Raw genomic sequence first — 20,663 nt, 5'->3', positions numbered from 1 at the left:
TGCCAGCACCCAGGGTCGAGGGACGGCATCGCCGTCGGAAACCTATTAGCGTGGAGCAATGAGTTCTGACGCCGACACGTCCCTACCCGCGCCGCGCATCCAGCTGACCCCACAGGAGTGGAAAGCCAAGCTGAATCCGGAGGAGTACGCGGTGCTGCGACAGGCCGCGACCGAACGCCCGTTCACCGGCGAGTACACCGACACCAAGACCGAAGGAGTCTATGTGTGTCGGGCGTGCGGCGCCGAATTGTTCCGCAGCACCGAGAAATTCGATTCGCACTGCGGGTGGCCGTCATTCTTCGATCCGGCGAAATCCGAGGCGGTCATCCTGCGCTCGGATGACACGCTCGGCATGCATCGGGTCGAAGTGCTGTGTGCGAACTGCCACAGCCACCTCGGCCACGTCTTCGAGGGCGAGGGATACAACACGCCCACCGATAAGCGCTATTGCATCAACTCCATCGCCCTGCAGCTGCACCCCTCGGGCAGTGCAGCGGAGTAGAACGGCTGCCGCGCTCAGCGAAAGATACAGACCGACCGGCTTGTTGCGCATGCCCCGAAATACTGGGGCAGGCGCGACTGCCGCGCCCGGTCCGACTCGCCGAGGGGGATAGATCAGGGCAGGGCGGCGATGAGCTTGTCGATTTCGACGCGGGGACCGGTGAAGAACGGGACCTCTTCGCGGACGTGCAGTCGGGCCTCGGTGGCGCGCAGATCGCGCATCAGGTCGACGATGCGGTGCAGTTCCGGAGCCTCGAAGGCGAGGATCCACTCGTAGTCGCCGAGCGCGAAGGAGCTCACGGTGTTGGCGCGCACATCCGGATAGCCACGGGCGGCCTTGCCGTGGTCGGCGAGCATCTTGCGGCGCTCATCGTCGGGCAGCAGGTACCACTCGTAGGAGCGCACGAACGGGTACACGCAGATGTAGTTGCCCGGATCCTCACCGGCCAGGAATGCCGGGATGTGGCTCTTATTGAATTCGGCGGGCCGGTGCAGCGCCACATTGCTCCACACCGGAGCGCTGGCCCGGCCGAGTTCGGTGGTGCGCCGGAAGTCCGCGTACGCCGCCTGCAGATCCTCGACCCGCTCGGCATGCGACCAGATCATGAAGTCGGCGTCGGCGCGCATCCCCGCGACATCGTAGATGCCACGCACCACGACCTCGCGCTCGGCGAGCCCGTCAAAGAATGCCCGCGCCTCCTTGATGGCACCCTCACGGTCGTCCCCCAGCACCCCCGGCTGCACCTGGAACACCGAGAACATCAGGTAGCGAATGGTGGAGTTGAGTGCTTGATAGTCGAGTCGCGCCATGATTCCTATCGTGCCACTGCGGGCGGTCAGGGTGTCCGCGCGGGCTGTCGACGCCCGCGGGTGGTTGCCGATTACGCGCTGTCTGCGGCGCATGAGCATGGTTGGCGCGCGGTCACATCGAGCCCCGGCGCGCCGCCATGATCACCGCCGCTGCTACACCGGGCAGGCGTCCAGTCGCCAGTCGGTCGGGGTGAACTGCTCGATATGGACACGCTCCTCGGGCACGCCCGCGGCGTGCAGTTGGGTGCGTACCGAGTGCAGGAATTCGGTCCCGCCACAGACGTGGATATCGGCGTCGGCGGGCAGATCGACCTGCGACAGGTCGATCAGGCCCAGGTGCGCGCCCTCGGTTGTCTCCTGGTACCACAATTCGAGCGTGGCGGAGCGGAGCCGAGTGCCGAGTTCGAGCAGGCGTTCCCGCAACGGATGGGTTTGCGGAGAACGGTCCGCGTGCAGCACGACGGTATGCCGGTCCGGCGTGTTCGCGGCGAGGTGTTCGAGAATTCCGATCATCGGGGTCGCGCCGACGCCCGCGGAGATCAGCACCAGTGGTGTGGCCACGTCGGTATCGATCACGAGATCGCCGAACGGGAGGGTGACCTGCAGCGCGTCGCCGGGGCGGACATCGTGGTGCAACCACGACGACACCTCGCCCGCCGGGCAGCCGCCAATCGCGTCGATCCGCTTGACCGCGAACGACAGCGTGCCGTCCCCTGGGGCGTTGACCAGGCTGTACTGACGCAGCTGGCGGGCGCCGTCGGGTAGGTGCACGCCGACCGAAATATATTGGCCCGGTATGAAACTCGGCAGTGGCGCGCACGGGTCGGCGGATTCGACGGTGAAAACCGCGACGCCGGACGGGTCGTCGGCGCGGGCAACGACGGTCACGTCCCGGAACACATCGCCGGGTTCGACCCCGGCGGCCACGTAGAGCTGCTTCTCCAGGTCGATCAGCGCGTCGGCCATCAGCCAGTAGACCCGGTCCCAGGCCGCGGCCACCGGTTCGGTGACGACATCCGCGCCGAGTACTTCCACGATCGCGGTGAACAGATTGTCGTGCACGACCTGGTACTGCTCGGCGGTGACACCGAGCGAGGCGTGCTTATGGCCGATCCGCGCGAGCATCGCTGCCGGGTGCGGAAGGTCCGGATCGACGAGATAGGTGGCGAAGGTCGCGATCGAGGCGGCCAGCGCCCGCTGCTGGGAGCCCTGCGCCTGGTTGCCGCGGTTGAACAGGTCGCGGATCAGTTCGGGATGATCGCCGAAGAGAGTGCGATAGAACACCTTCGTGATTTCGTCCACCTGCGCGCCCACCAAAGGCAGTGTGGCGCGGATGATTTCGGCGTGGTGCGCTTCGAGCTCCGGTTCGCTTCGGACCGCGGTGTTCATGACATCTCCTTCTTCGCATATTCGCCCGCCGCTGATGTGGCGAGCAGACGCAGCAATCCGGACGTCGGCCCGCTGACGAGTTCGTCGAGGGTGTACCGATCCAATTCCCGGTAGAACGCCTCCTTGGCATCGGCCAACGCTCGGCGCAACCGGCACCCGCCCACCAGCGGACACGGATGTTCGCCCTCGCAGACGACCACTTCGCGATCGTCTTCGAGTTCCCGAATCAACCACCCGATCGATACCGCTCGACCCGCCTCGGTGATGAACAAGCCACCTGTGCGACCGCGCTGCGCCTGCACCAGACCGAGTTCGATCAGCCGCGACACCGCCTTCGCCACATGATGTTCGGAGGCATCGACCTGCCGAGCGATCAGCCGAGTCGTCACGCGGTCGTCCGCCTCGTCGCTCACCGCCAACCGCATGATGGCCCGCAAGCCGATATCGGTGAACCGTGAGAGCTGCATGACTCCGACGCTACCGACGAGCAACCCCTACCACATCCCCCGGCCACGGTGTCCTTAATTACGCGATACCGTGCGGTTTTTGGTGCAGCGACGATGCCCGGTCACCCCGCGTTTCAACGCCCTGAGCGATAGGCATCACACGCCTGGCACCCGCCGCGACCGAACCGCCCTCAGCCCGGCTCGCCAACACTGCCCTGGGCTCACGATTTCACCGGCCGCTCGGCCGACTCCAACTGGCCACGTACGCCACCGCTGGCCTGCGACCTGGCACACACCTGTCGGCCGCGTCGCAGCAACTCGGCCCAGGGGCGACCGGACGCTGGACGACTGCGCGCGGTACCGCGCGAATCAGGGTGCGGAGGATCGGGTCAGGGTGGCGGCTATGCGGTGGGCGGCGGCGGTGCCGGAGGCGACGCAGGCGGGGACGCCGACGCCACGAAGGTAGGCACCCGCGATTGCCAGGCCGTCGAAATCGGCGGCGGCCGATTCGATTTCGACTACCCGGTCGAGGTGGCCGGGGGCGTATTGGGCGAGACCGCCGGGCCAGCGCTGTACCAGAGCGGCCGTCGGTTCGATGGTGGCACCGGTGACCGTGGCGAGGTCTTCGGTGGCGGCGGCGATCAGGTCCGCATCGGACCAGGTTTGGGTGGAGTCATCGCCGAATTTGCCGAATGAGGCCCGGACCGTGGCGGTTTCACGCTCCGCCAGATGCGTCCATTTGCGGCTCGACAAGGTGAATGCCTTGGCGCGCAGGGGTTCTCCGGTGGCGACCAGGATGCCGGAGTTCTGCGGCAGCGGGGTGTCGCGCGGAAGACCGAGGGCCACCACGACCGACGAGGACAGCTCGATGCCAGCAGCCGCCGATGCGGCGGCGGGGGCGAACGGGCGCAGCAGGTTGGCGGTTACCGGGGCGGGGGTGGCGAGTACCACCGCGTCCACCGCCCCGACCGGCTCGAGCACCCAGCCATGGGACGCGCGGGCCAGATGGGTGGCCGAGGTCGCGGTGATGAATTCCGCCGCGGACTTCGCGGCCAACGTGTCCAACAGCACCCGATAGCCGTCGCGCAGACCGCCGAAGACGGGCGCGTTCGAGGGCGGCGGCATGGCGGCGGCGACCGCGTGGGTCAGGCTCGGCGCGCCGTCGTCGAGCGCGGCGGCCAGGGTCGGCAGGGACGCGCGCACGCCGATGGAACGCGAACTGCCCGCGTAGACACCACCGAGCAGCGGATCGACGCTGCGTTCGGCGACCTGCGTGCCGAACCGGTCGGCGACCAGGCGGTAGACGTCCATATCGGCATCCGGATACCAGGCCAGCGGCCGCCGCGACTCCGTCTCGATCCGCTCGAGCGTTTCGGCATCGACCAGTCCGCGCATCGATTCGGCATCCGACGGAATCCCCATCAGGGTGCGTTCCGGCAGCGGATGGGCACGGCCCTGCGACCAGACCAGCGGCCGCAATCCCGCCGGAACCACCAACTGCATTTCGAGCCCGAGTTCCCTCAGCAGTTCCGGCACCTCCGGCCGCCGCCCGACGAACGCCTCCGCCCCGAGATCCAAAGGCTCCCCGGCCAATTCGCCGGTATAGAGAATCCCGCCGAGCCGCGCGGCCCGATCGATGACCACGATGTCGGCGTCCGCGCCGAGCAGCACCCGCGACCGGTACGCCGCGACAAGCCCGCTGATCCCGCCCCCGACTACCGCGATTCTCATGTCGCGACCGTAGCCCTCCCGTGGATCCGCGCCGATCACGCCCCTCGCCTTCGTGACCGAGCACACGATCGCCGCGGGCCGATACCGTGAATGCGCTCAGCGCTCGCCACGCAACTGTGCCCGAATCTCCGGTTTGAGCACCTTGCCGATTTTCGAGCGCGGCAGGTCAGGCCAGATCTCCACCTGCTTGGGAGTTTTCACCCCGCCGAGGCGTGCCTTCGTGTGCTCGCGCAGTTCGTCGGGGGTCGCGGTGCGCCCGATGTGCAGTTGGACGACGGCGGTGACCCGCTCGCCCCATTTATCGTCGGGAAGTCCGATGACCGCGCAGTCCTGGACCGCCGGGTGGGTCAGTAGCGCCTGTTCGACCTCGGCGGAGTACACATTGAATCCGCCGCTGATGATCATGTCCTTGGCCCGGTCGACGATGTAGAGGTAATTGTCGGCATCCAGGTAGCCGATGTCTCCGGTGTGATGCCAGCCGTAGCGTGACACCTCGGCAGTCGCGTCCGGATTCTTGTGATAACCCGCCATGACCAGCGGGCCCCGGACCACGATTTCGCCGCGCGCACCGGCGGGGAGCAGGCGGCCCTCGGCGTCCATGATCGCCACGCGGGTGAGCGGGGTGGGTCGTCCAGCCGATGACAGACGTTCGGTGGCGATCGAGCCATCGGGGCGGAAGTGATCCTTCGGCGCCAGCGTGGCGACCATCATGGGTGCCTCCGACTGTCCGAACAGTTGACCCATGACCGGCCCGATTTTCTCCAGCGCCGCGGCTAGCCGGGTCGTCGACATCGGGGCGGCGCCATACCAAAGACACTGCAGGGAGCCGAGATTCGCCGCCGGTAGCGCCGGATGATCCAGCAGCATGTAGATGAGCGTCGGCGGCAGGAAGGTGTGGGTGATCCGGTGCCGCTCGATCAGGGCGAGGAATTCACCGAGATCCGGGGCGGGCATCACGACGATCTCACCGCCGAGGGTCAGAATCGGAAAGCACAGCACGCCCGCGGCGTGGGTGAGCGGTGCCAGCGCCAGATAGCGGGGCCGATGTTCGAACGGATAACTCATCAGAGTCAGTGCGGTCATCGTCTCGATATTGTGGCCGGTGAGCCGCACACCCTTCGGCCGTCCGGTTGTACCGCCGGTGCCGACCAGCATGGCGAGTTCGTCGATCGGCTCGACCTCCCACGGATCGGCCGGACAGTCCCGCACCCAGTCATCGAAATATGCTGCCCCTGCGGCATTTCCGTCCGTACAGACCAGCGTCCGCAGCATGGGTAGCCGCGGCGCGATGGCGGAAACCAATGGTGCGAAGGCCGCTTGGAATATCAGGCAGGTGCAGTCGAAAAGCTCGAGTAGCTCTTGATTCTCCGCGGCCTCGTTGCGGGGATTGATCGGGCACCACACCGCACCCGCACGGGCGATGCCGAAAACACAGGCAAAGGCCAGCGTGTCGTTCGCTGACAGGATCGCGACCCGCTCGCCGGGCCGGACCCCGGATCGCTGCAGCGCGCGAGCGATCTGCCAGGACAACTGCTGTACCTGCGCATAGGTCAGCGTCTGCCCGTTCATGGTCAGGCAGGGTGCGGTGGGGCCGAGCGAGGCACCCTTGTCGAGATAGTCGGTCAAACGCACGGTAATCCTCTACAGAAGCTGTTGCGGGAACGGCCGATTCGGACCACGGGCAGCTCCGGCCACCCATGGTCCGAGGCGCGATCAACGATGCACGGTCAGTACCGGTTCACCGACCAGCCCGAAACCGCGCAGCACGCCGAGCAGTTCTCGATGGCCGAATGCCTGGCACGCCGAAGCGAACCCGGTTCGTTTCGGCGGTGCCTGCAGCAGCGCGTTCGCGGCAAACGCCTGCATCAGACCGGTCTGCTTGTAGTTGCAATTCCCGTAGATCACGCAGTGGGCACGAGCCAGCGGTCCGGACGCGTGCACGGAATCGAGGGAGGTATTGATGCGCGGATTCTCCCGCGGCGGCATCTCGTCCCGGACCAGGGCGGCCTGCTCGGCGAGGACGCGGTATTTCTCCTGCGCCGGAAGGTCTTTCACCTGTTCGACGACCGCCTGCACAATCTGCGGCACACCCTGCATCAACGGCCGGTTGAACACACCACCGAGGACCTTCACATTCGCCACCCGCGGATCGCGCTTGAACCACACCGGATGCGAGGTGCCGCCCCAGGGCAGTGCGAGCCCGATCTCATGCTGTCCGGGCACCACCACGTCGTAGAGTCCAGCGTCGGCGGGCCACTCCACGTACTGGTTCTGCTCGAGGTAGTAGGCCTTGGACAGCGCGGCATTGACCAAAATCGTCTTCGTGGACGCGACCGTCGGGAAGCCCTTCCAGAAGACCTGGATATCGAGTGTGTCCAGGCCCGGGGTTTCCAGGCAGATATTCGCGGCGATCTCCCCCGTGGTGTACATCTGCGCGACTCCGGGGGCCAGCAGAAGGCCCTGCGCGGCCATCTCGGCGCCGTATTGCTCATCGCAGTCGATCAGCCAATCCTGTTCACCGGTGGTGTCGAGATAATGGGTCCCCGCGGCCACACAGGCCCGCACCACCTCATGCCCGTATTGCGAGAACGGGCCGACGGTATTGCAGACAACGGCGGCACCGCGAAACAGGTCGGTCAGTGGCCCGACCTCGTGTGCGACTTCGACGACCTCGTGCTCCACGGTGTCGATGCCGGGAATCTTGTCGATTGCCTCTTGCAGCCGAGACTTGTCCCGGCCCGCGGCGACGAACGGAATATTGAACTCACGCAGGTATTCACACACCAGTCGGCCGGTGTACCCGGATGCGCCGTAGACGACGACGGGCTTATCAGTACTCATCAGATCTCGAACCTTTCGCTGTCTCGGAAACTCACATGCCCATGCCGCCGTCGACCGGCAGGCCCGCGCCGGTAATGAACCGAGCGGCGTCGGAGGCGAGGAAGACCACCGCGTCGGCCATATCGGCGACCTCACCGAGCCGCCCCTGCGGGGTCTGCTCGACCACCGCGCCGACGGCAGCTTCCGCGCTGGGGAACAATCCGATCCGAGCGACATCGTCGGCGAGTTGGGCACCCATCTCGGTCGGGACGAGTCCGGGGTAGACACAGTTCACGCGCACGCCGTAGCCGAGCTTGCCGGACTCCATCGCCGCGACCCGGGTCAGCCGATCCACCGCGGACTTGGTCGCCGAGTAGACCGAGATGCCCGGAAAAGCGATCGTCGCGGCGACCGAAGCAATGTTCACGATCGCGCCGCCGCGACCCGCCGCACCGCCTGGTCGCATCGCGCGCAACGCGTGTTTGATCCCCAGTGCCGTGCCGAGCACATTCACCTCGAGCATCCGGCGCATCTGTTCCGGATCGAGATCGACAACGAGGCTGGTGATTTCGACTCCGGCGTTGTTCACCACGATGTCCAGGCCACCCAGTGCGGCGACAGTGTCGGTGACCGCCTGCGCCCAACGCGCGTCATCGGTGACGTCGAGCGGCACGAACTCGGCCGTCGCACCGGTAGCCCGCAACGCTTCCACGGTGTCCTTGCCGAGATCCTCGCGTACGTCGCCGATCGCGACCGCCGCCCCGGCACGAGCCAGTGCCTCGGCCATTCCGGCACCGAGTCCGCGCGCGCCGCCAGTTACCAGGGCCGTGCGCCCGGTCAGGTTGTACCCACTCATCGGGCATCTCCTCCTCGAGATGGTCCAGTCGACTTTCGGTCTCATCCGGCACTCCAACCCGATGCGACGTGGATCACAGTGTGCTCGCGTTCTTGACAACCGTCAAGAATTTTCGTGACAGTCGTCAAGATTTTCTTACACAATCGTCAAATCAGCTGGTCGCCTGATTCCAGTACCGCGATACACTGAGCGAATTCACAAGATGCGGATGCGGTGACGGAGAGAAGCCACGATGACCGAAATCGTCGAGACCAGGCGGAATCGCATCGCGCGCCGGCAGGTCGATAAGTTCGGCGAGCGGCGCGCCCAGCTGGCCGCCGCGGCACTGCACACCCTCGCCGAACTCGGCTACGCACGCACCAGCTTGCGGGAGATCGCGCAGAAATCCGAGTTCACCCACGGGGTACTGCACTACTACTTCAACGACAAGGTCGAGCTGATCACCCATGCGGTGCGGCAGTACGAGCGGGTGTGCGTCACCCGTTATGACGACATCGTCGCCGCCGCGACAACGGCCGAACAGCTACGAAAGGACTTCGGCGCGGCGATGGCGACCACCCTGGACGCCGACGCACCGCTGCACCGGCTCTGGTACGACCTGCGCAACCAGAGTCTGTTCGAGGAGTCCTTCCGCGATGACGTGCTCGAGATCGACAGTCACCGCGAGCAGATGATCCGCAATGTCGTGGACCGCTTTGCCGACCTGTCCGGTCGACCGCTCCTGATCCCCTCGACCACGGCCTACGCCATATTCGACGGCCTGTTCCAACAGGCACTGCTGCACAAACTCGCCGGGCAGGCCGATGCCGCCGACACCCTCCGCACCGAGGCCGCAGATCTGCTGGACGTAGTGGTCGGACAGGGCAGGCCCTAGCCGATCCCGCTCCGGCGCGTCGGCTCTCGTCTACGGAATCGGCAAAGCCTCGCCGGAGACGATCAGGTCCACATGGTCGCGGGTGCGATCAGCGGCGAAATGGGCGTCTTCGGCGGCCATCCACCGCTCCCACAGCGGCAGCGTATGCGCACCATCGCGATCGAGTCCGCGTGCCAGGCACACCGCGCGCGGGGTGTCGATCCACATCGCCAGGGTCAATCGATCCCGTACCGCGGCCCGGGCCGCGGAGACGCCTTCGAGGACGAGCACGCCACCGGGCGCGACATCGTGCCATTCGGCCAGGGCTCGCTTGTTCCAGTCGTAGCGCTGGTATCGACCGGCGCGGCCATTGGCGATCGGCACGAGCACCTGTCGCTCGAGCCGGGGCCACCACGGGAGCTCGTTGTTGCCGTCGGCGAAGTCGTCGGTGTGTACGACACGCGCATCACACCGCGCCGCCAAAGCCGCTGCGAACGTTGACTTTCCGGCCCCACCCGGCCCGTCCACCGCCACCAGCCTCGTCGACCCGAGTCGCGCTGCACCGGCCGCGATCCGTCCTGCGATCTCCTCGATCGCCGGACTCGGCTCGCCCGGCGCGGACAGGGGTAGGCCACTCGATCGCGGATCCGGGCCCATGACCGGTCAGGTCACAGTTCGTGAACGAGTTGCACCAGCGCGGTGAGCACACCCGGATCGGTTTCGGGCAGCACACCGTGCCCGAGGTTGAAGATATGACCGGCCGCGCCCATGGTGATCGCCTCATCGGCCTCGTGCGCAATGCGCCGCGCGTCGGCCTCGATCGCGGCGGATCCGGCGAACAGCACGGCGGGATCCAGGTTGCCCTGCAAGGCTTTTCCGGGTCCGACTCGCCGCACCGCCTCGGTCAGCGGCACCCGCCAGTCGACGCCGACGACATCGGCGCCCGCCTCCCCCATCGCACCGAGCAGTTCCCCGGTCCCCACCCCGAAGTGGATCCGCGGCACACCGGCCGCTGCGACCTCGGCGAACACCCGCTCCGAATGCGGCAGCACGAATTCGCGATAGTCGGCAAGCGACAGCGCCCCGGCCCAGGAATCGAACAATTGCACCGCGTCGACACCGGCGCCCAGTTGCGCCTGCAGAAACGCGATGGTGATATCGGTCAGGACGCCGAGCAGTTCGTGCCAGGTCGTCGGATCGGCGTGCATCATCGCCTTGGTGCGCTCGTGGTTCTTACTCGGACCACCCTCGACCAGATACGACGCGAGCGTGAACGGCGCACCGGCGAACCCGATCAGCGGCGTCTCGCCGAGCGCGTCGGTCAGCAGCCGCACGCCATCGGACACCGCGCCCACCTCTTCGGGCCGCAGCCTGGGCAGCGCGCGCACATCCGCGATGGTCCGCACCGGCGATGCGATCACCGGCCCGACACCGGCCACGATATCGAGGTCGATGCCCGCGGCCTTCAAGGGAACGACGATGTCGGAGAACAAGATCGCCGCATCGACACCGTGTCGCCGGATCGGCTGCAGGGTGATCTCGCACACCAGCTCCGGATCGAAGCACGACTCGAGCATCCCGATGCCCTTGCGCAGTTCGCGGTACTCGGGCAGCGACCGTCCGGCCTGACGCATGAACCACACCGGCCGACGGGTGGGTTCGGCGCCGGTAGCGGCGGCCAGGAACGGGGCATCGGTCAACCGGCGGCGGGTGTGAGTGCTCATCACCGCTATCGTATGCGGGCTCGCGACCCGCCCCCGCGCGGCCGGGCACCGGGTCGCGGAACGGCGATGTTCGCCCGCTCGGAGCGGGAATCCGGCGCGCCTCCGCCCGCCCCGGGCGCACAAGGTCTACCGTCGCTTGCGTGACACCGCTCGACTTTCGCGACGGAGCCGCACCGACCGAAGGACCCAACGGCGAGCCAGCTCAATTTCGCGCCGCGGTCGATGCGATGGGTACCGCAACTGTGCACCCTCGAATCGAGCTGGCACCGATCCGACCCCCACAACGCCTGGCACCGTATTCCTATGCACTAGGCGCGGAAGTCACACATCCCGAAACCACTGTGGTACCGGTCGATTCCGAGGGCGATGCCTTCGGCAGGCTGATCCTGCTGCACGATCCCGACGGTGACGATGCCTGGCACGGTGTATTCCGTCTGGTCGCCTATATCCAGGCCGATATCGATGCCGCGCTGGCCACCGACCCGCTGCTGCCCGAGGTCGCCTGGAGCTGGCTGGTCGACGCGCTCGAGTCCCGTGGCGTACCGTTCACCGCGCTCGGCGGCACCGTCACCTCGACCAGTTCGGTGCGCTACGGCGATATCGCCGGACCTCCCCGCGCGCACCAGTTGGAACTGCGCGCCTCCTGGACCGCGATGACCACCGAGATGCGCCCGCATGTGGAAGGCTTCTGCGAAGTACTCGCCTATGCGGCCGGTTTGCCGCCCGCCGGAATCACCCATCTGCGTCCGGAGTCCTATACCAGCAACGACCACACCTGATCGCCACGTAAAGTTCAGGTTTATGTCGGTAGCAGACGAGTCCGAACCGGGCAACACAGCCAGAGACAGCACAGCCGAACCTCTGCTCGTGCCTGGCGAAGGTGTGCCTCCCGTGCTCGTCACCGCCGCCGAGGTCGCCGATGCGGCCGCCCGCCTCGCCGCGGGCACCGGACCGCTGGCCGTGGACGCTGAGCGCGCCTCCGGATTCCGGTACTCGGCCCGCGCCTATCTGATCCAGTTGCGGCGGGCGGGCTCGGGCACCTTCCTGATCGATCCGATCCCGGTCACCGACGCACTCGCACCGCTGGCCGCAGCGATCAACGAATTGGAGTGGGTGCTGCATTCGGCGGACCAGGATCTGCCCGGACTCGCCGAACTCGGACTGCGGCCCGCGCGCCTGTTCGACACCGAGTTGGGCGGCAGGCTGGCCGGTTTCGAACGCGTCGGACTGGCGGCGATGGTGGAGCGACTGCTCGGCCGCGCCCTGCGCAAGGGTCACGGCGCGGCCGACTGGTCCACCCGGCCGTTGCCCGAGGATTGGCTGAACTACGCGGCCCTCGATGTGGAACTACTGCTCGAGCTGCGCGACGAGGTGGCCACCTCACTGGAGGCCCAGCACAAGACCGACTGGGCGGCACAGGAATTCGAGCACGTCCGGATCACCGAACCCGGTACGCCGAAGGCCGACCGGTGGCGGCGCACCTCCGGCATCCACACCCTGCGCCGCACCCGTCAACTGGCGATCGTGCGCGAACTGTGGAACACCAGGGATACCCTGGCCCGCACCCGCGACGTCGCACCCGCCCGCATCCTCCCGGACGCCGCGATCATCGCCGCCGCGAATGCCGAACCGCGCACCATCGCCCAGTTGCGCACACTCCCGGTCTTCGGCGGACCCCGCCAGCGCCGCTACTCCCGCGACTGGCTCGCGGCCGTCGACCGCGGTCGCACCCTGCCCGATACCGAACTGCCGCCCCTGACCCAACCCTTTGACGGACCGCCGCCGGTGAATCGGTGGGAGCGTCGCGACCCCGCGGCCGCGGCCCGGCTGGTCCGGGCGCGCGCGGCAATGGGTGAGCTGTCCACCGAATACGCGATCCCGGTGGAGAATCTGCTCTCCCCCGACCTGGTGCGCAGACTGTGCTGGGACGGGCTGCCGGATTACGACCGAGTCGGCGATCCGGCGGATCTCTCGGCCGCGATCGATGGGTTCCTGAAATCGGGAGGCGCCCGGCCCTGGCAGCGTGAGCTCGCGGTTCCCGGGCTTACGGCCGCTCTGACACCCGACGCATAGCCACGACCCGCTTCAGCCAGTGGGCACGACATCGGCACCGCGCGCTGGGCGAATCCGAGGTAGCCGTTGGGCCGGATAACGAACACCGAGCGGTGCCGCGCCCAATAATTGCGCGCGAAGTTTCCCGCTGATGTTCCCCGGGCGGCCCTCGCAGCCACAATCTCTCTAGGCGCGATCTGATTCGCTGTCGCCGAATGGGCGGGGCTTTACGAATACCGCTAGGGGCCGCTCCGCACCCCAGACCACGCCCACGCAGGCGAGCGCGTCACGCGAGCGGAGTCGGATAGCGCTGTCCTGATCGCGGTGCGCCACCAGCCGACCGCCCTAGGCGGTTCGGCCGCACTGGCCCCAGCGGCAGCACCGTCACGGCTTGGCCGCGACCGAACTCTCCACTGTCTTCTTGAGCAGCGACAGCCCGTGCTCCATGCTCACGCCGAAGGCGTCGGCGAGCTCATGCGGCAATGTGTCGTGGATCCAGACGAAGCGGCTGCCGTCGGCGTGCGGGAAGACCTGCATGGACGAATTGTCGTGTGCCGGGGTGACGCTACCGCCGACGATCGAGAAGACGATCCGGCGTTGGGACTCGTCGAGCGCGATGAACCGCTCGTGCAGCACCGTGCCGTTGTCGAAGGTGACGATGCGCACGTCCGGACCGTCGAGCGTGGAATCGGTGACGAAGCCGGGCGCCATCCGAATCGGACCAGCGGCGAAGTCGCCGATGATCGCCCACACATCCTCCGCGGGCGCCTCGATGATGATCTCCTTCTCGACCGAGCCCATTGCTGATCCTCCTGTGCCGGAGCGGAGTCCTCGTCCGCCCGTAGATAACTTGCGTAGGAGAAACGGTAGTTACGTAACCAGTAATCGTCAATGGCCAGTTACTATTGATTCATGCCCCACGCAGTGGAAGCCACACCCCCGGCGCTGGCCCGCCTAGTCGAATTCGTCAATACTCGCCGTGCGGACGGCGACGTCATCGGCACACCTGAGCAATTGACGAGTTGGCTGCGCGCCCATGAATTGCTGTCCGGGGGCACCGCGGACACGACCGCGCGACATCGGGCCGAAGGGGTGCGCGAAGGCCTGCGCGCCCTGCTCGCCGCGAACAATGCCGAACCCGTCGCCAGTCCCCGCCCCGACGGCCTGAACCCGGCGGCCCGCACCGAACTCGCCGCCCTCACCGCGGCGCTGCCGCTGACATTGGATGTGACGAGCACCCCGCCCCGGCTGGTCCCGCTCACTGCCGAGCCGGTCGACCACGCGCTGGCCGCCCTGCTCGCCGATGTGGCCACCGCCGTCGCGGCGGGCACCTGGTCACGCCTGAAGACCTGCCGAGAACCCAGCTGCCGCTGGGCCTTCTACGACCACTCCCGCAACCGCGGCCGCACCTGGTGCTCTATGGATGTCTGCGGGAACCGTGTGAAAGTCCGTGCGTCGCATCGCCGTAGCGCCGCACGCTAGTTATCGGAACCGCGCAGAGACTCAGCGCGCGTCGAGCCAGCCCGAGATCCGGCGCGCGATATCGGGAGCGGTCAGACCGAGTTCCTCGTGCACCTGATTGCGCGAAGCGTGATCCAGGAAATGCTGGGGCACACCGAGATCGCGGGTGGGCACATCCAGACCTGCGGCGCGCAGCCGAGCCGAAACGGTGGAGCCGATGCCACCGTGCAGACCGCCGTCTTCCAGAGTCACTACGAGACGGTAGTTCTCCGCGAGTTTGACCACGGTGTCCGACACCGGCAGCACCCACCGGGGGTCGATGACGGTGACCGAAATACCTTCCGGCTCCAGCAGCTCCGCAACCTCGACCGCGGTCGAGGCGAAGGGCCCGACCGCGACCAGCAGCACATCACCGCGCTGCGCTCGAGCAGAGCCACCCTCACGCTCGGGCAGCCGCAGCACATCGACCCCATCGAGCCGCTCGACGGCCGAAATATCCTCGGCCACACTGCCCTTCGGGAACCGGATGGCGGTGGGGCCATCGCTCACCGCCAGCGCCTCGGCCAATTCCTCACGCAGCGTCGCCGCATCGCGCGGGGCCGCGACGCGCATACCCGGAATGATCCCGAGCACGGACAGATCCCACATCCCGTTGTGCGAGGCGCCATCCGGGCCGGTGATTCCGGCACGGTCCAGCACCACCGTCACCGGTTGCTTCAACAGCGCGACGTCCATCAGCAACTGGTCGAACGCGCGGTTCAGGAACGTCGAATAGATGGCCACCACCGGATGCATACCGCCGAGGGCGAGTCCGGCCGCCGAGGCCATCGCATGCTGTTCGGCAATGCCGACATCGAACATCCGCTCCGGGAACCGTTCCCCGAAGGCCGCGAGACCGGTCGGTCCGGGCATGGCCGCGGTGATCGCGACAATGTCATCGCGCTTCTCCGCATGCGCGATCAGTTCCTCGGAGAACACCGAGGTCCAGCCGAGTGCCTTCGGCCCGCCGAGCGGGCGGCCGGTGAGCGGGTCGATCGGATCGCAGGCGTGCATCTGATCGGCGACGTGGTTCTCGGCGTGTGAGTATCCGCGCCCCTTCTGCGTCACGACATGCACAACGACCGGCCCGCCGAAGTCCTTCGCGCGACGCAGCGCCGCCTCCAGCGCGACGGTGTCGTGTCCGTCCACGGGGCCGACATACTTCAGTCCGAGGTCGCTGAACAGTTCCTGCGGGCTCACCGCGTCCTTTATCCCGGCCTTCACCGCATGCACCATCGAGTACGCGGATTCGCCGACGCGCGGGATGCTCTTGAGAATCCGCTTGCCCGCGTCCAGCGCGTGCTCGTAGGCGGGCTGGGTGCGCAGCGCGGTCAATCGGTCGGCGAGACCGCCGATGGTCGGCGCATAGGAGCGGCCGTTGTCATTGACCACCACGACAACCGGACGGTCCGGTGCGGCGGCGATATTGTTGAGCGCCTCCCAGCACATGCCGCCGGTGAGCGCGCCGTCGCCGACCACAGCGACCACATGCCGGTCCTGACCGGTCAGCGCGAACGCCTTCGCCAGACCGTCGGCATAGGACAGCGACGCCGAGGCGTGTGAGGATTCGACCCAGTCGTGGGCGCTCTCGGATCGGCTCGGGTAGCCGGACAGCCCACCCTGCTTGCGCAGCGTATCGAACTGATCCTTGCGGCCGGTGAGGATCTTGTGCACGTAGGCCTGGTGCCCGGTGTCGAAGATCAACGGGTCGGCTGGCGAGTCGAAGATCCGGTGCACTGCGATGGTCAGCTCGACCACACCGAGATTGGGGCCGAGGTGCCCGCCGGTGACGGCGACCTTCTGCACCAGGAACTCGCGGATTTCCTCCGCCAGTTCACCCAATTCGGCAACGGTGAGCCGTCGCAGGTCTTCGGGTGTATCGACCCGGGAAAGCACTCCCACGTGAACTCGCTCCCTCCGGATAGCGCATCTGATCCGATCAGTCTACGGAGCCGCTGCAGTGCCACTGCACGACAACGGTCCGCCACCAGCCGACTTCGTGCGGAAGTGTGAGCCTCCACACGAATCGCCGGCCCGTTCCACGACACGCTCGGGCGGACAAGTCCGGCGACCGCAGTTAACGTTACCCAGCTTAGAGTGGACCTGTGGCCCTGCCCGAGCAGATGGTTCCGCAAACGGTCGACCCCGGGGTCGTGGCGCGTATCGTCGCCGATGTCCACCAGCTCTGTCGCGCCGACGACTCCGGGGATCTCGCCGACTACATTCCGGAATTGGCTGCGGTGCAACCGGATTCGTTCGGACTGTGCCTGGCCACCGCGGACGGGCGAGTCTACGGTACCGGTGACGTCAACACCGAGTTCACCATTCAGTCGATCTCCAAACCCTTCACCTACGCGCTCGCGCTGGCCGATCGGGGCATCGAGACCGTGGCCGAGCACATCGATGTCGAACCCTCCGGCGATGCGTTCAACGAGATCAGCCTGGACCCGGTGACCGAGCGCCCGCGCAATCCGATGATCAATGCGGGCGCCATCACCGCGGCCGCGCTGATCACCGGCCGCGATCCGGCCGACCGATTCGAGCGCATCCGGCACTGCTACTCCCGCTTCGCCGGGCGTGAGCTCACCATGAACGAGGCGGTGTACGCCTCGGAGGCGCGCACCGGTTTCCGCAACCGCGCCATCGGCTACATGCTGCGCTCATTCGGCATCATCGAATCCGATCCGGACGAGGCGGTCGACCGGTACTTCCGGCAGTGCTCGATCGATATCACCTGCCGCGACCTCGCGCTGATGGCGGCCACGCTGGCCAATAACGGACTCAACCCGGTGACCAGGGAACGCGCCCTGACCGCCGCGCTGACCGAACGCGTGCTCAGCGTGATGACCACCTGCGGCATGTACAACGCCGCAGGCGACTGGGTGACCACCGTCGGCCTGCCCGCCAAGAGCGGTGTCGGCGGCGGCATCCTGGCGGTACTGCCGGGCCAGATCGGCATCGCCGTCTATTCCCCCCGGCTGGATCGGCAGGGCAACAGCGTGCGCGGCGTCGCCGCCTGCCGCGCCCTGTCGCAGCGCCTCGAACTGCACTTCCTGCACGTGACACGGGCGGCGCGCACCGCGATCCGCGCCGCCTACTCGGTGGCCGAGGTGCCGTCGAGATTGCGCCGCACCACCGCGGAAACGGACCTGCTCGCCGCACACGGGCACCGGGCACGGGTCTACGAACTGCACGGCGACCTGCTGTTCGCCGGTGCGGAGCGAGCAGTGCGCGAGATCGAGGGACAGGCGCGGGATCTCGAGGCACTGGTCGTCGACCTGCGCCAGGTCGGCGATGTGAGCACGATCGCGGTACAGCTGCTCGACGCGCTCCAGACCGAACTCGCCGCAGCTGGCTGCCGCGTCGCCATCGTCGACCCGGACAGCAAACTGGGCCACTTGGTCTCCAGTCTGGATCCGACGGACCCGCGCGGGTTGGTGTTCGTCGATCGCGACACCGCCACCGAATGGTGCGAGAACGTCGTGCTCGAGCACCACCGGCCCGCGGACGAACCGGCGTGTACATCCTTGCCGATCGAGGATCATCCCGTGCTCGCCGCACTGACCCCCGACGACCGTGCCCGGCTGGCCAAGGAATTCGAGGTGCGCACCATCACCCGCGGCGAGGTGATCGCCGAGCGCGGCAGTAAACGCTCAGGGCTGTATCTGATCCTCGAGGGCCGAGCCCGTATCACTGTCGAAGGCACCGAGGGCCGCACCCATCGCCTGGTATCGGTGTCGGCCGGTATGTCGTTCGGTGAGGTCCCGATGCTCCTCGGAACCCCCTTCGTGAACGAGGCCAGGGCCGAAAGTGCCGTGCGCGTAGCGGTCCTGCGCCCGGAACGCTTCGACGCGCTCACTCAGCAAGCGCCCGGACTGAAGCTGGCTCTGATCGAACGACTGGCCGGGGGTGCATACGCGCAAGTGGATGCCGCGGTGCGCGCGATCGCGGTGCGTGGCGGCGACTATTGAGCGGCGCGAACCTCCGGCGAAGTGAGCCACGCGAGCGCGGCACGCCCCAGCGGCGATCGGCTCACCGCTCCGCGGGGACATTCGCCCGCTACTGACCGTTCAGCAGGTGAGACGAGATCCGACGAACTCAGGAGAGCACCGTGAGCAAGAAGCAGTCCGACGACACCGGCACCGTCGCGGGCACGGTCACCACTTTCGGGTACGGCACCGCCCGCGCCACCCCGGATCTGATGCGGGTCACCATCTCCGTCGAGACCCGGGCCAGCAAGGTCGCGCTCGCCTACGGCCAGGCCGGTGAGCGCGTCGCCACTGTCACCGATTCACTGCGGTCGGACGGCGTTCCCGGCACCGATATCGCCACCAGCGGTTTGTCGGTGCGCACCGAAACCGTCTGGGTGGAGGGCGGGGGCTCCAAGATCACCGGATACGTCGCGACCACCGACCTCACCGTCGTCCTGCGCGATATCGGCGAAACGGCCGATCCCGGCCCCGCCACGATCATCGCCAACTGCGTCGACGCGGGTGGGGACGATGTTCGCCTCGGCGGGCTCAACCTCGGCTTCGCCGATCAGGAGAGCCTGCTCGCCCGGGCCCGCGATGCCGCATGGGACAACGCCCTCACCAAGGCCGAGCAGTACGCGGGCCGTGCGCAGCGCACCCTCGGATCGGTCGTCGAGATCACCGAGAACACCGCCTCCACGACGCCCGCCGCACCCCGGCTGATGGCGGTGGCGGCCCCCATGAACGAGGGCTACGGCGGGGCTCCGGTTCCGGTCGAACTCGGCGAATCCGAAATCTCGGCGACCATTCGGGCGACCTGGCAGCTCAGCTGATTCCCTCTAACCTAACGCTTGCTTGGGTATAGTGAGGGCCTCACCGTGTCCGAAGGGGTCCGCATGCCATTCGTGCTCATCGACAAACCGCGCCCGCAGGTCGCGCTGGTCACGCTGAATCGGCCGGAACGAATGAATGCGATGGCCTTCGATGTGATGATCCCGCTGCGGCAGGCCCTCGAAGAGGTCAGTGCCGATAACGAAGTGCGGGTCGTGGTGCTCACCGGCGCGGGCGACGGCTTCTGTTCCGGCGCCGACCTACAGAGCGCGGGCAAGGTGCCCAATACCGAGGGGCTCACCAAGACCAGCGTCGCCCGGCGCTCGATGGACCTGCTCAACGATGTGATGATCACGCTGCGGCGGATGAACCAGCCGGTCATCGGCGCGATCAACGGCGCGGCCATCGGCGGCGGATTCTGCCTCAGCGTCGCCACCGATATCCGAATCGCGGGCGAGGACGCCTACTTTCGCGCCGCCGGGATCAATAACGGCCTCACCTCAGCGGAACTGGGCATCAGCTATCTGCTGCCGCGCGCCATCGGCGCCTCGCGCGCCTTCGAAATCATGTTGTCCGGCCGGGATATCGATGCGGTCGAGGCCGAACGCATCGGCTTGGTCTCACGCACCGTCCCCACCGCCAAACTCCTCGACACCTGCTATGACCTGGCCGAACGAATAATCAGCTTCAGCCGGGTCGGCACCGAGCTCACCAAACGCATGCTGTGGAGCGGTATGGAGGCCAGCGGCTTCGAATCCCATATGCAGCACGAGGGCATGTCCCAGCTCTATGTTCGCCTCACCACCGAGAATTTCGACGAGGCCATTCGTGCCCGCCGCGAGCGCCGCCCACCCGTCTACGAGGACTGAGCCGAGCGCTGGCCGATGCCTTTGACCAGCAGGGTCACCGTATCAGCGCCCGCGTGGCGGTCCTTCGAGATCTCCAGGTACTCAGGCGATTGCGCCCACGCGCGGAAGGACGATTCGTCCGGAAACGACATCAGGACCACCTTCTCGCGATCGGAATCACCCTCGATCACCTGCGGGGATTCATCGGAGGCCAGCAGGGTGCCGGAATAGCGGGCGAATACCTCGAGGAAGCGCGCCTTATAGCGATCGTAAGCGGCGCGATCGGTGAACTTCAGCTGCGCGATGACATACACGGTCATGGTGAGACTGT

General features: G+C 67.1%; 20 protein-coding genes. 8 read left to right on the top strand and 12 right to left on the bottom strand.

Features of this window, described 5'->3' with window-relative positions:
• Positions 1-58: 58 nt before the first annotated feature.
• On the top strand, positions 59-502 hold the full coding sequence (gene msrB / locus ACQP2D_RS14350) for a peptide-methionine (R)-S-oxide reductase MsrB (protein WP_433684188.1): 444 nt from the start codon (positions 59-61) through the stop codon (positions 500-502).
• Positions 503-615: 113 nt separating this feature from the next.
• Here the strand turns inward: msrB and hemQ are convergent, their stop codons facing one another.
• From hemQ to ACQP2D_RS14315, 7 genes are all read right to left on the bottom strand, one after another.
• Positions 616-1,311, bottom strand: coding sequence for a hydrogen peroxide-dependent heme synthase (gene hemQ, locus ACQP2D_RS14345; RefSeq protein WP_433684187.1), 696 nt, complete (start codon positions 1,309-1,311; stop codon positions 616-618).
• Positions 1,312-1,464: 153 nt separating this feature from the next.
• The gene (locus ACQP2D_RS14340) at positions 1,465-2,700 is read right to left on the bottom strand and encodes a globin domain-containing protein (protein ID WP_433684186.1); all 1,236 of its coding nucleotides are present in this window, start codon (positions 2,698-2,700) and stop codon (positions 1,465-1,467) included.
• A complete protein-coding gene (locus ACQP2D_RS14335) occupies positions 2,697-3,167 on the bottom strand; it encodes an RrF2 family transcriptional regulator (RefSeq protein WP_433684185.1) in 471 nt (156 codons plus the stop codon). Before ACQP2D_RS14335 ends, ACQP2D_RS14340 begins: the two co-directional genes overlap by 4 nt.
• A gap of 348 nt (positions 3,168-3,515) precedes the next feature.
• Positions 3,516-4,877 (bottom strand): protoporphyrinogen oxidase, encoded by a 1,362-nt coding sequence (locus ACQP2D_RS14330; RefSeq protein ID WP_433684184.1) that lies wholly within the window; start codon positions 4,875-4,877, stop codon positions 3,516-3,518.
• A gap of 96 nt (positions 4,878-4,973) precedes the next feature.
• Entirely contained in the window at positions 4,974-6,509 is a 1,536-nt protein-coding gene (locus tag ACQP2D_RS14325) for an acyl-CoA synthetase (RefSeq protein ID WP_433684183.1), read from the bottom strand.
• Between the two features lie 81 nt (positions 6,510-6,590).
• Positions 6,591-7,718 (bottom strand): DUF5938 domain-containing protein, encoded by a 1,128-nt coding sequence (locus tag ACQP2D_RS14320; protein ID WP_433684182.1) that lies wholly within the window; start codon positions 7,716-7,718, stop codon positions 6,591-6,593.
• A 31-nt stretch (positions 7,719-7,749) separates the two neighbouring features.
• Positions 7,750-8,553 carry an SDR family NAD(P)-dependent oxidoreductase gene (locus ACQP2D_RS14315; protein ID WP_433684181.1) on the bottom strand — a complete coding sequence of 268 codons (804 nt, stop codon included), beginning with the start codon at positions 8,551-8,553 and terminating at the stop codon, positions 7,750-7,752.
• A gap of 232 nt (positions 8,554-8,785) precedes the next feature.
• On the opposite strand from ACQP2D_RS14315, the gene ACQP2D_RS14310 reads away from it, so the two are divergent.
• The gene (locus ACQP2D_RS14310) at positions 8,786-9,427 is read left to right on the top strand and encodes a TetR/AcrR family transcriptional regulator (protein WP_433684180.1); all 642 of its coding nucleotides are present in this window, start codon (positions 8,786-8,788) and stop codon (positions 9,425-9,427) included.
• Between the two features lie 30 nt (positions 9,428-9,457).
• On the opposite strand, the gene ACQP2D_RS14305 is transcribed toward ACQP2D_RS14310, so the two are convergent.
• A complete protein-coding gene (locus ACQP2D_RS14305) occupies positions 9,458-10,063 on the bottom strand; it encodes a uridine kinase family protein (RefSeq protein ID WP_433684179.1) in 606 nt (201 codons plus the stop codon).
• Positions 10,064-10,074: 11 nt separating this feature from the next.
• Complete coding sequence (gene hemE / locus ACQP2D_RS14300) at positions 10,075-11,130, bottom strand: uroporphyrinogen decarboxylase (protein ID WP_433684178.1); 1,056 nt, start codon at positions 11,128-11,130, stop codon at positions 10,075-10,077.
• A 227-nt stretch (positions 11,131-11,357) separates the two neighbouring features.
• Here hemE and ACQP2D_RS14295 point away from each other — a divergent pair, with 227 nt between their 5' ends.
• Both ACQP2D_RS14295 and ACQP2D_RS14290 read left to right on the top strand, forming a co-directional pair.
• The gene (locus tag ACQP2D_RS14295) at positions 11,358-11,909 is read left to right on the top strand and encodes a DUF3000 domain-containing protein (protein ID WP_433685653.1); all 552 of its coding nucleotides are present in this window, start codon (positions 11,358-11,360) and stop codon (positions 11,907-11,909) included.
• A 22-nt stretch (positions 11,910-11,931) separates the two neighbouring features.
• Positions 11,932-13,203, top strand: a complete 1,272-nt coding sequence (locus tag ACQP2D_RS14290; RefSeq protein ID WP_433684177.1) for an HRDC domain-containing protein — start codon at positions 11,932-11,934, stop codon at positions 13,201-13,203.
• 363 nt (positions 13,204-13,566) lie between these two features.
• Here the strand turns inward: ACQP2D_RS14290 and ACQP2D_RS14285 are convergent, their stop codons facing one another.
• Positions 13,567-13,983: an SRPBCC family protein gene (locus ACQP2D_RS14285; protein ID WP_433684176.1), complete on the bottom strand. Its 417-nt coding sequence runs from the start codon at positions 13,981-13,983 to the stop codon at positions 13,567-13,569.
• Between the two features lie 111 nt (positions 13,984-14,094).
• Here ACQP2D_RS14285 and ACQP2D_RS14280 point away from each other — a divergent pair, with 111 nt between their 5' ends.
• Positions 14,095-14,664, top strand: a complete 570-nt coding sequence (locus ACQP2D_RS14280) for a CGNR zinc finger domain-containing protein (RefSeq protein WP_433684175.1) — start codon at positions 14,095-14,097, stop codon at positions 14,662-14,664.
• Positions 14,665-14,685: 21 nt separating this feature from the next.
• On the opposite strand, the gene dxs is transcribed toward ACQP2D_RS14280, so the two are convergent.
• Complete coding sequence (dxs, locus tag ACQP2D_RS14275) at positions 14,686-16,584, bottom strand: 1-deoxy-D-xylulose-5-phosphate synthase (protein ID WP_433684174.1); 1,899 nt, start codon at positions 16,582-16,584, stop codon at positions 14,686-14,688.
• A 221-nt stretch (positions 16,585-16,805) separates the two neighbouring features.
• On the opposite strand from dxs, the gene glsA reads away from it, so the two are divergent.
• From glsA to ACQP2D_RS14260, 3 genes are all read left to right on the top strand, one after another.
• Positions 16,806-18,653 (top strand): glutaminase A, encoded by a 1,848-nt coding sequence (gene glsA, locus ACQP2D_RS14270; protein WP_433685652.1) that lies wholly within the window; start codon positions 16,806-16,808, stop codon positions 18,651-18,653.
• Between the two features lie 140 nt (positions 18,654-18,793).
• The gene (locus tag ACQP2D_RS14265; RefSeq protein WP_433684173.1) at positions 18,794-19,486 is read left to right on the top strand and encodes an SIMPL domain-containing protein; all 693 of its coding nucleotides are present in this window, start codon (positions 18,794-18,796) and stop codon (positions 19,484-19,486) included.
• 63 nt (positions 19,487-19,549) lie between these two features.
• Positions 19,550-20,353: an enoyl-CoA hydratase gene (locus ACQP2D_RS14260; RefSeq protein ID WP_433684172.1), complete on the top strand. Its 804-nt coding sequence runs from the start codon at positions 19,550-19,552 to the stop codon at positions 20,351-20,353.
• On the opposite strand, the gene ACQP2D_RS14255 is transcribed toward ACQP2D_RS14260, so the two are convergent.
• Positions 20,341-20,652 carry a DUF1330 domain-containing protein gene (locus tag ACQP2D_RS14255; RefSeq protein WP_433684171.1) on the bottom strand — a complete coding sequence of 104 codons (312 nt, stop codon included), beginning with the start codon at positions 20,650-20,652 and terminating at the stop codon, positions 20,341-20,343. The two genes, ACQP2D_RS14260 and ACQP2D_RS14255, sit on opposite strands and share 13 nt — an antisense overlap.
• Between the last annotated feature and the right edge of the window lie 11 nt (positions 20,653-20,663).

This window comes from Nocardia sp. CA-119907 (genome assembly GCF_050955995.1).
Taxonomy (GTDB): Bacteria; Actinomycetota; Actinomycetes; order Mycobacteriales; family Mycobacteriaceae; genus Nocardia.
This window is presented reverse-complemented; position numbering and strand designations above follow the sequence as displayed.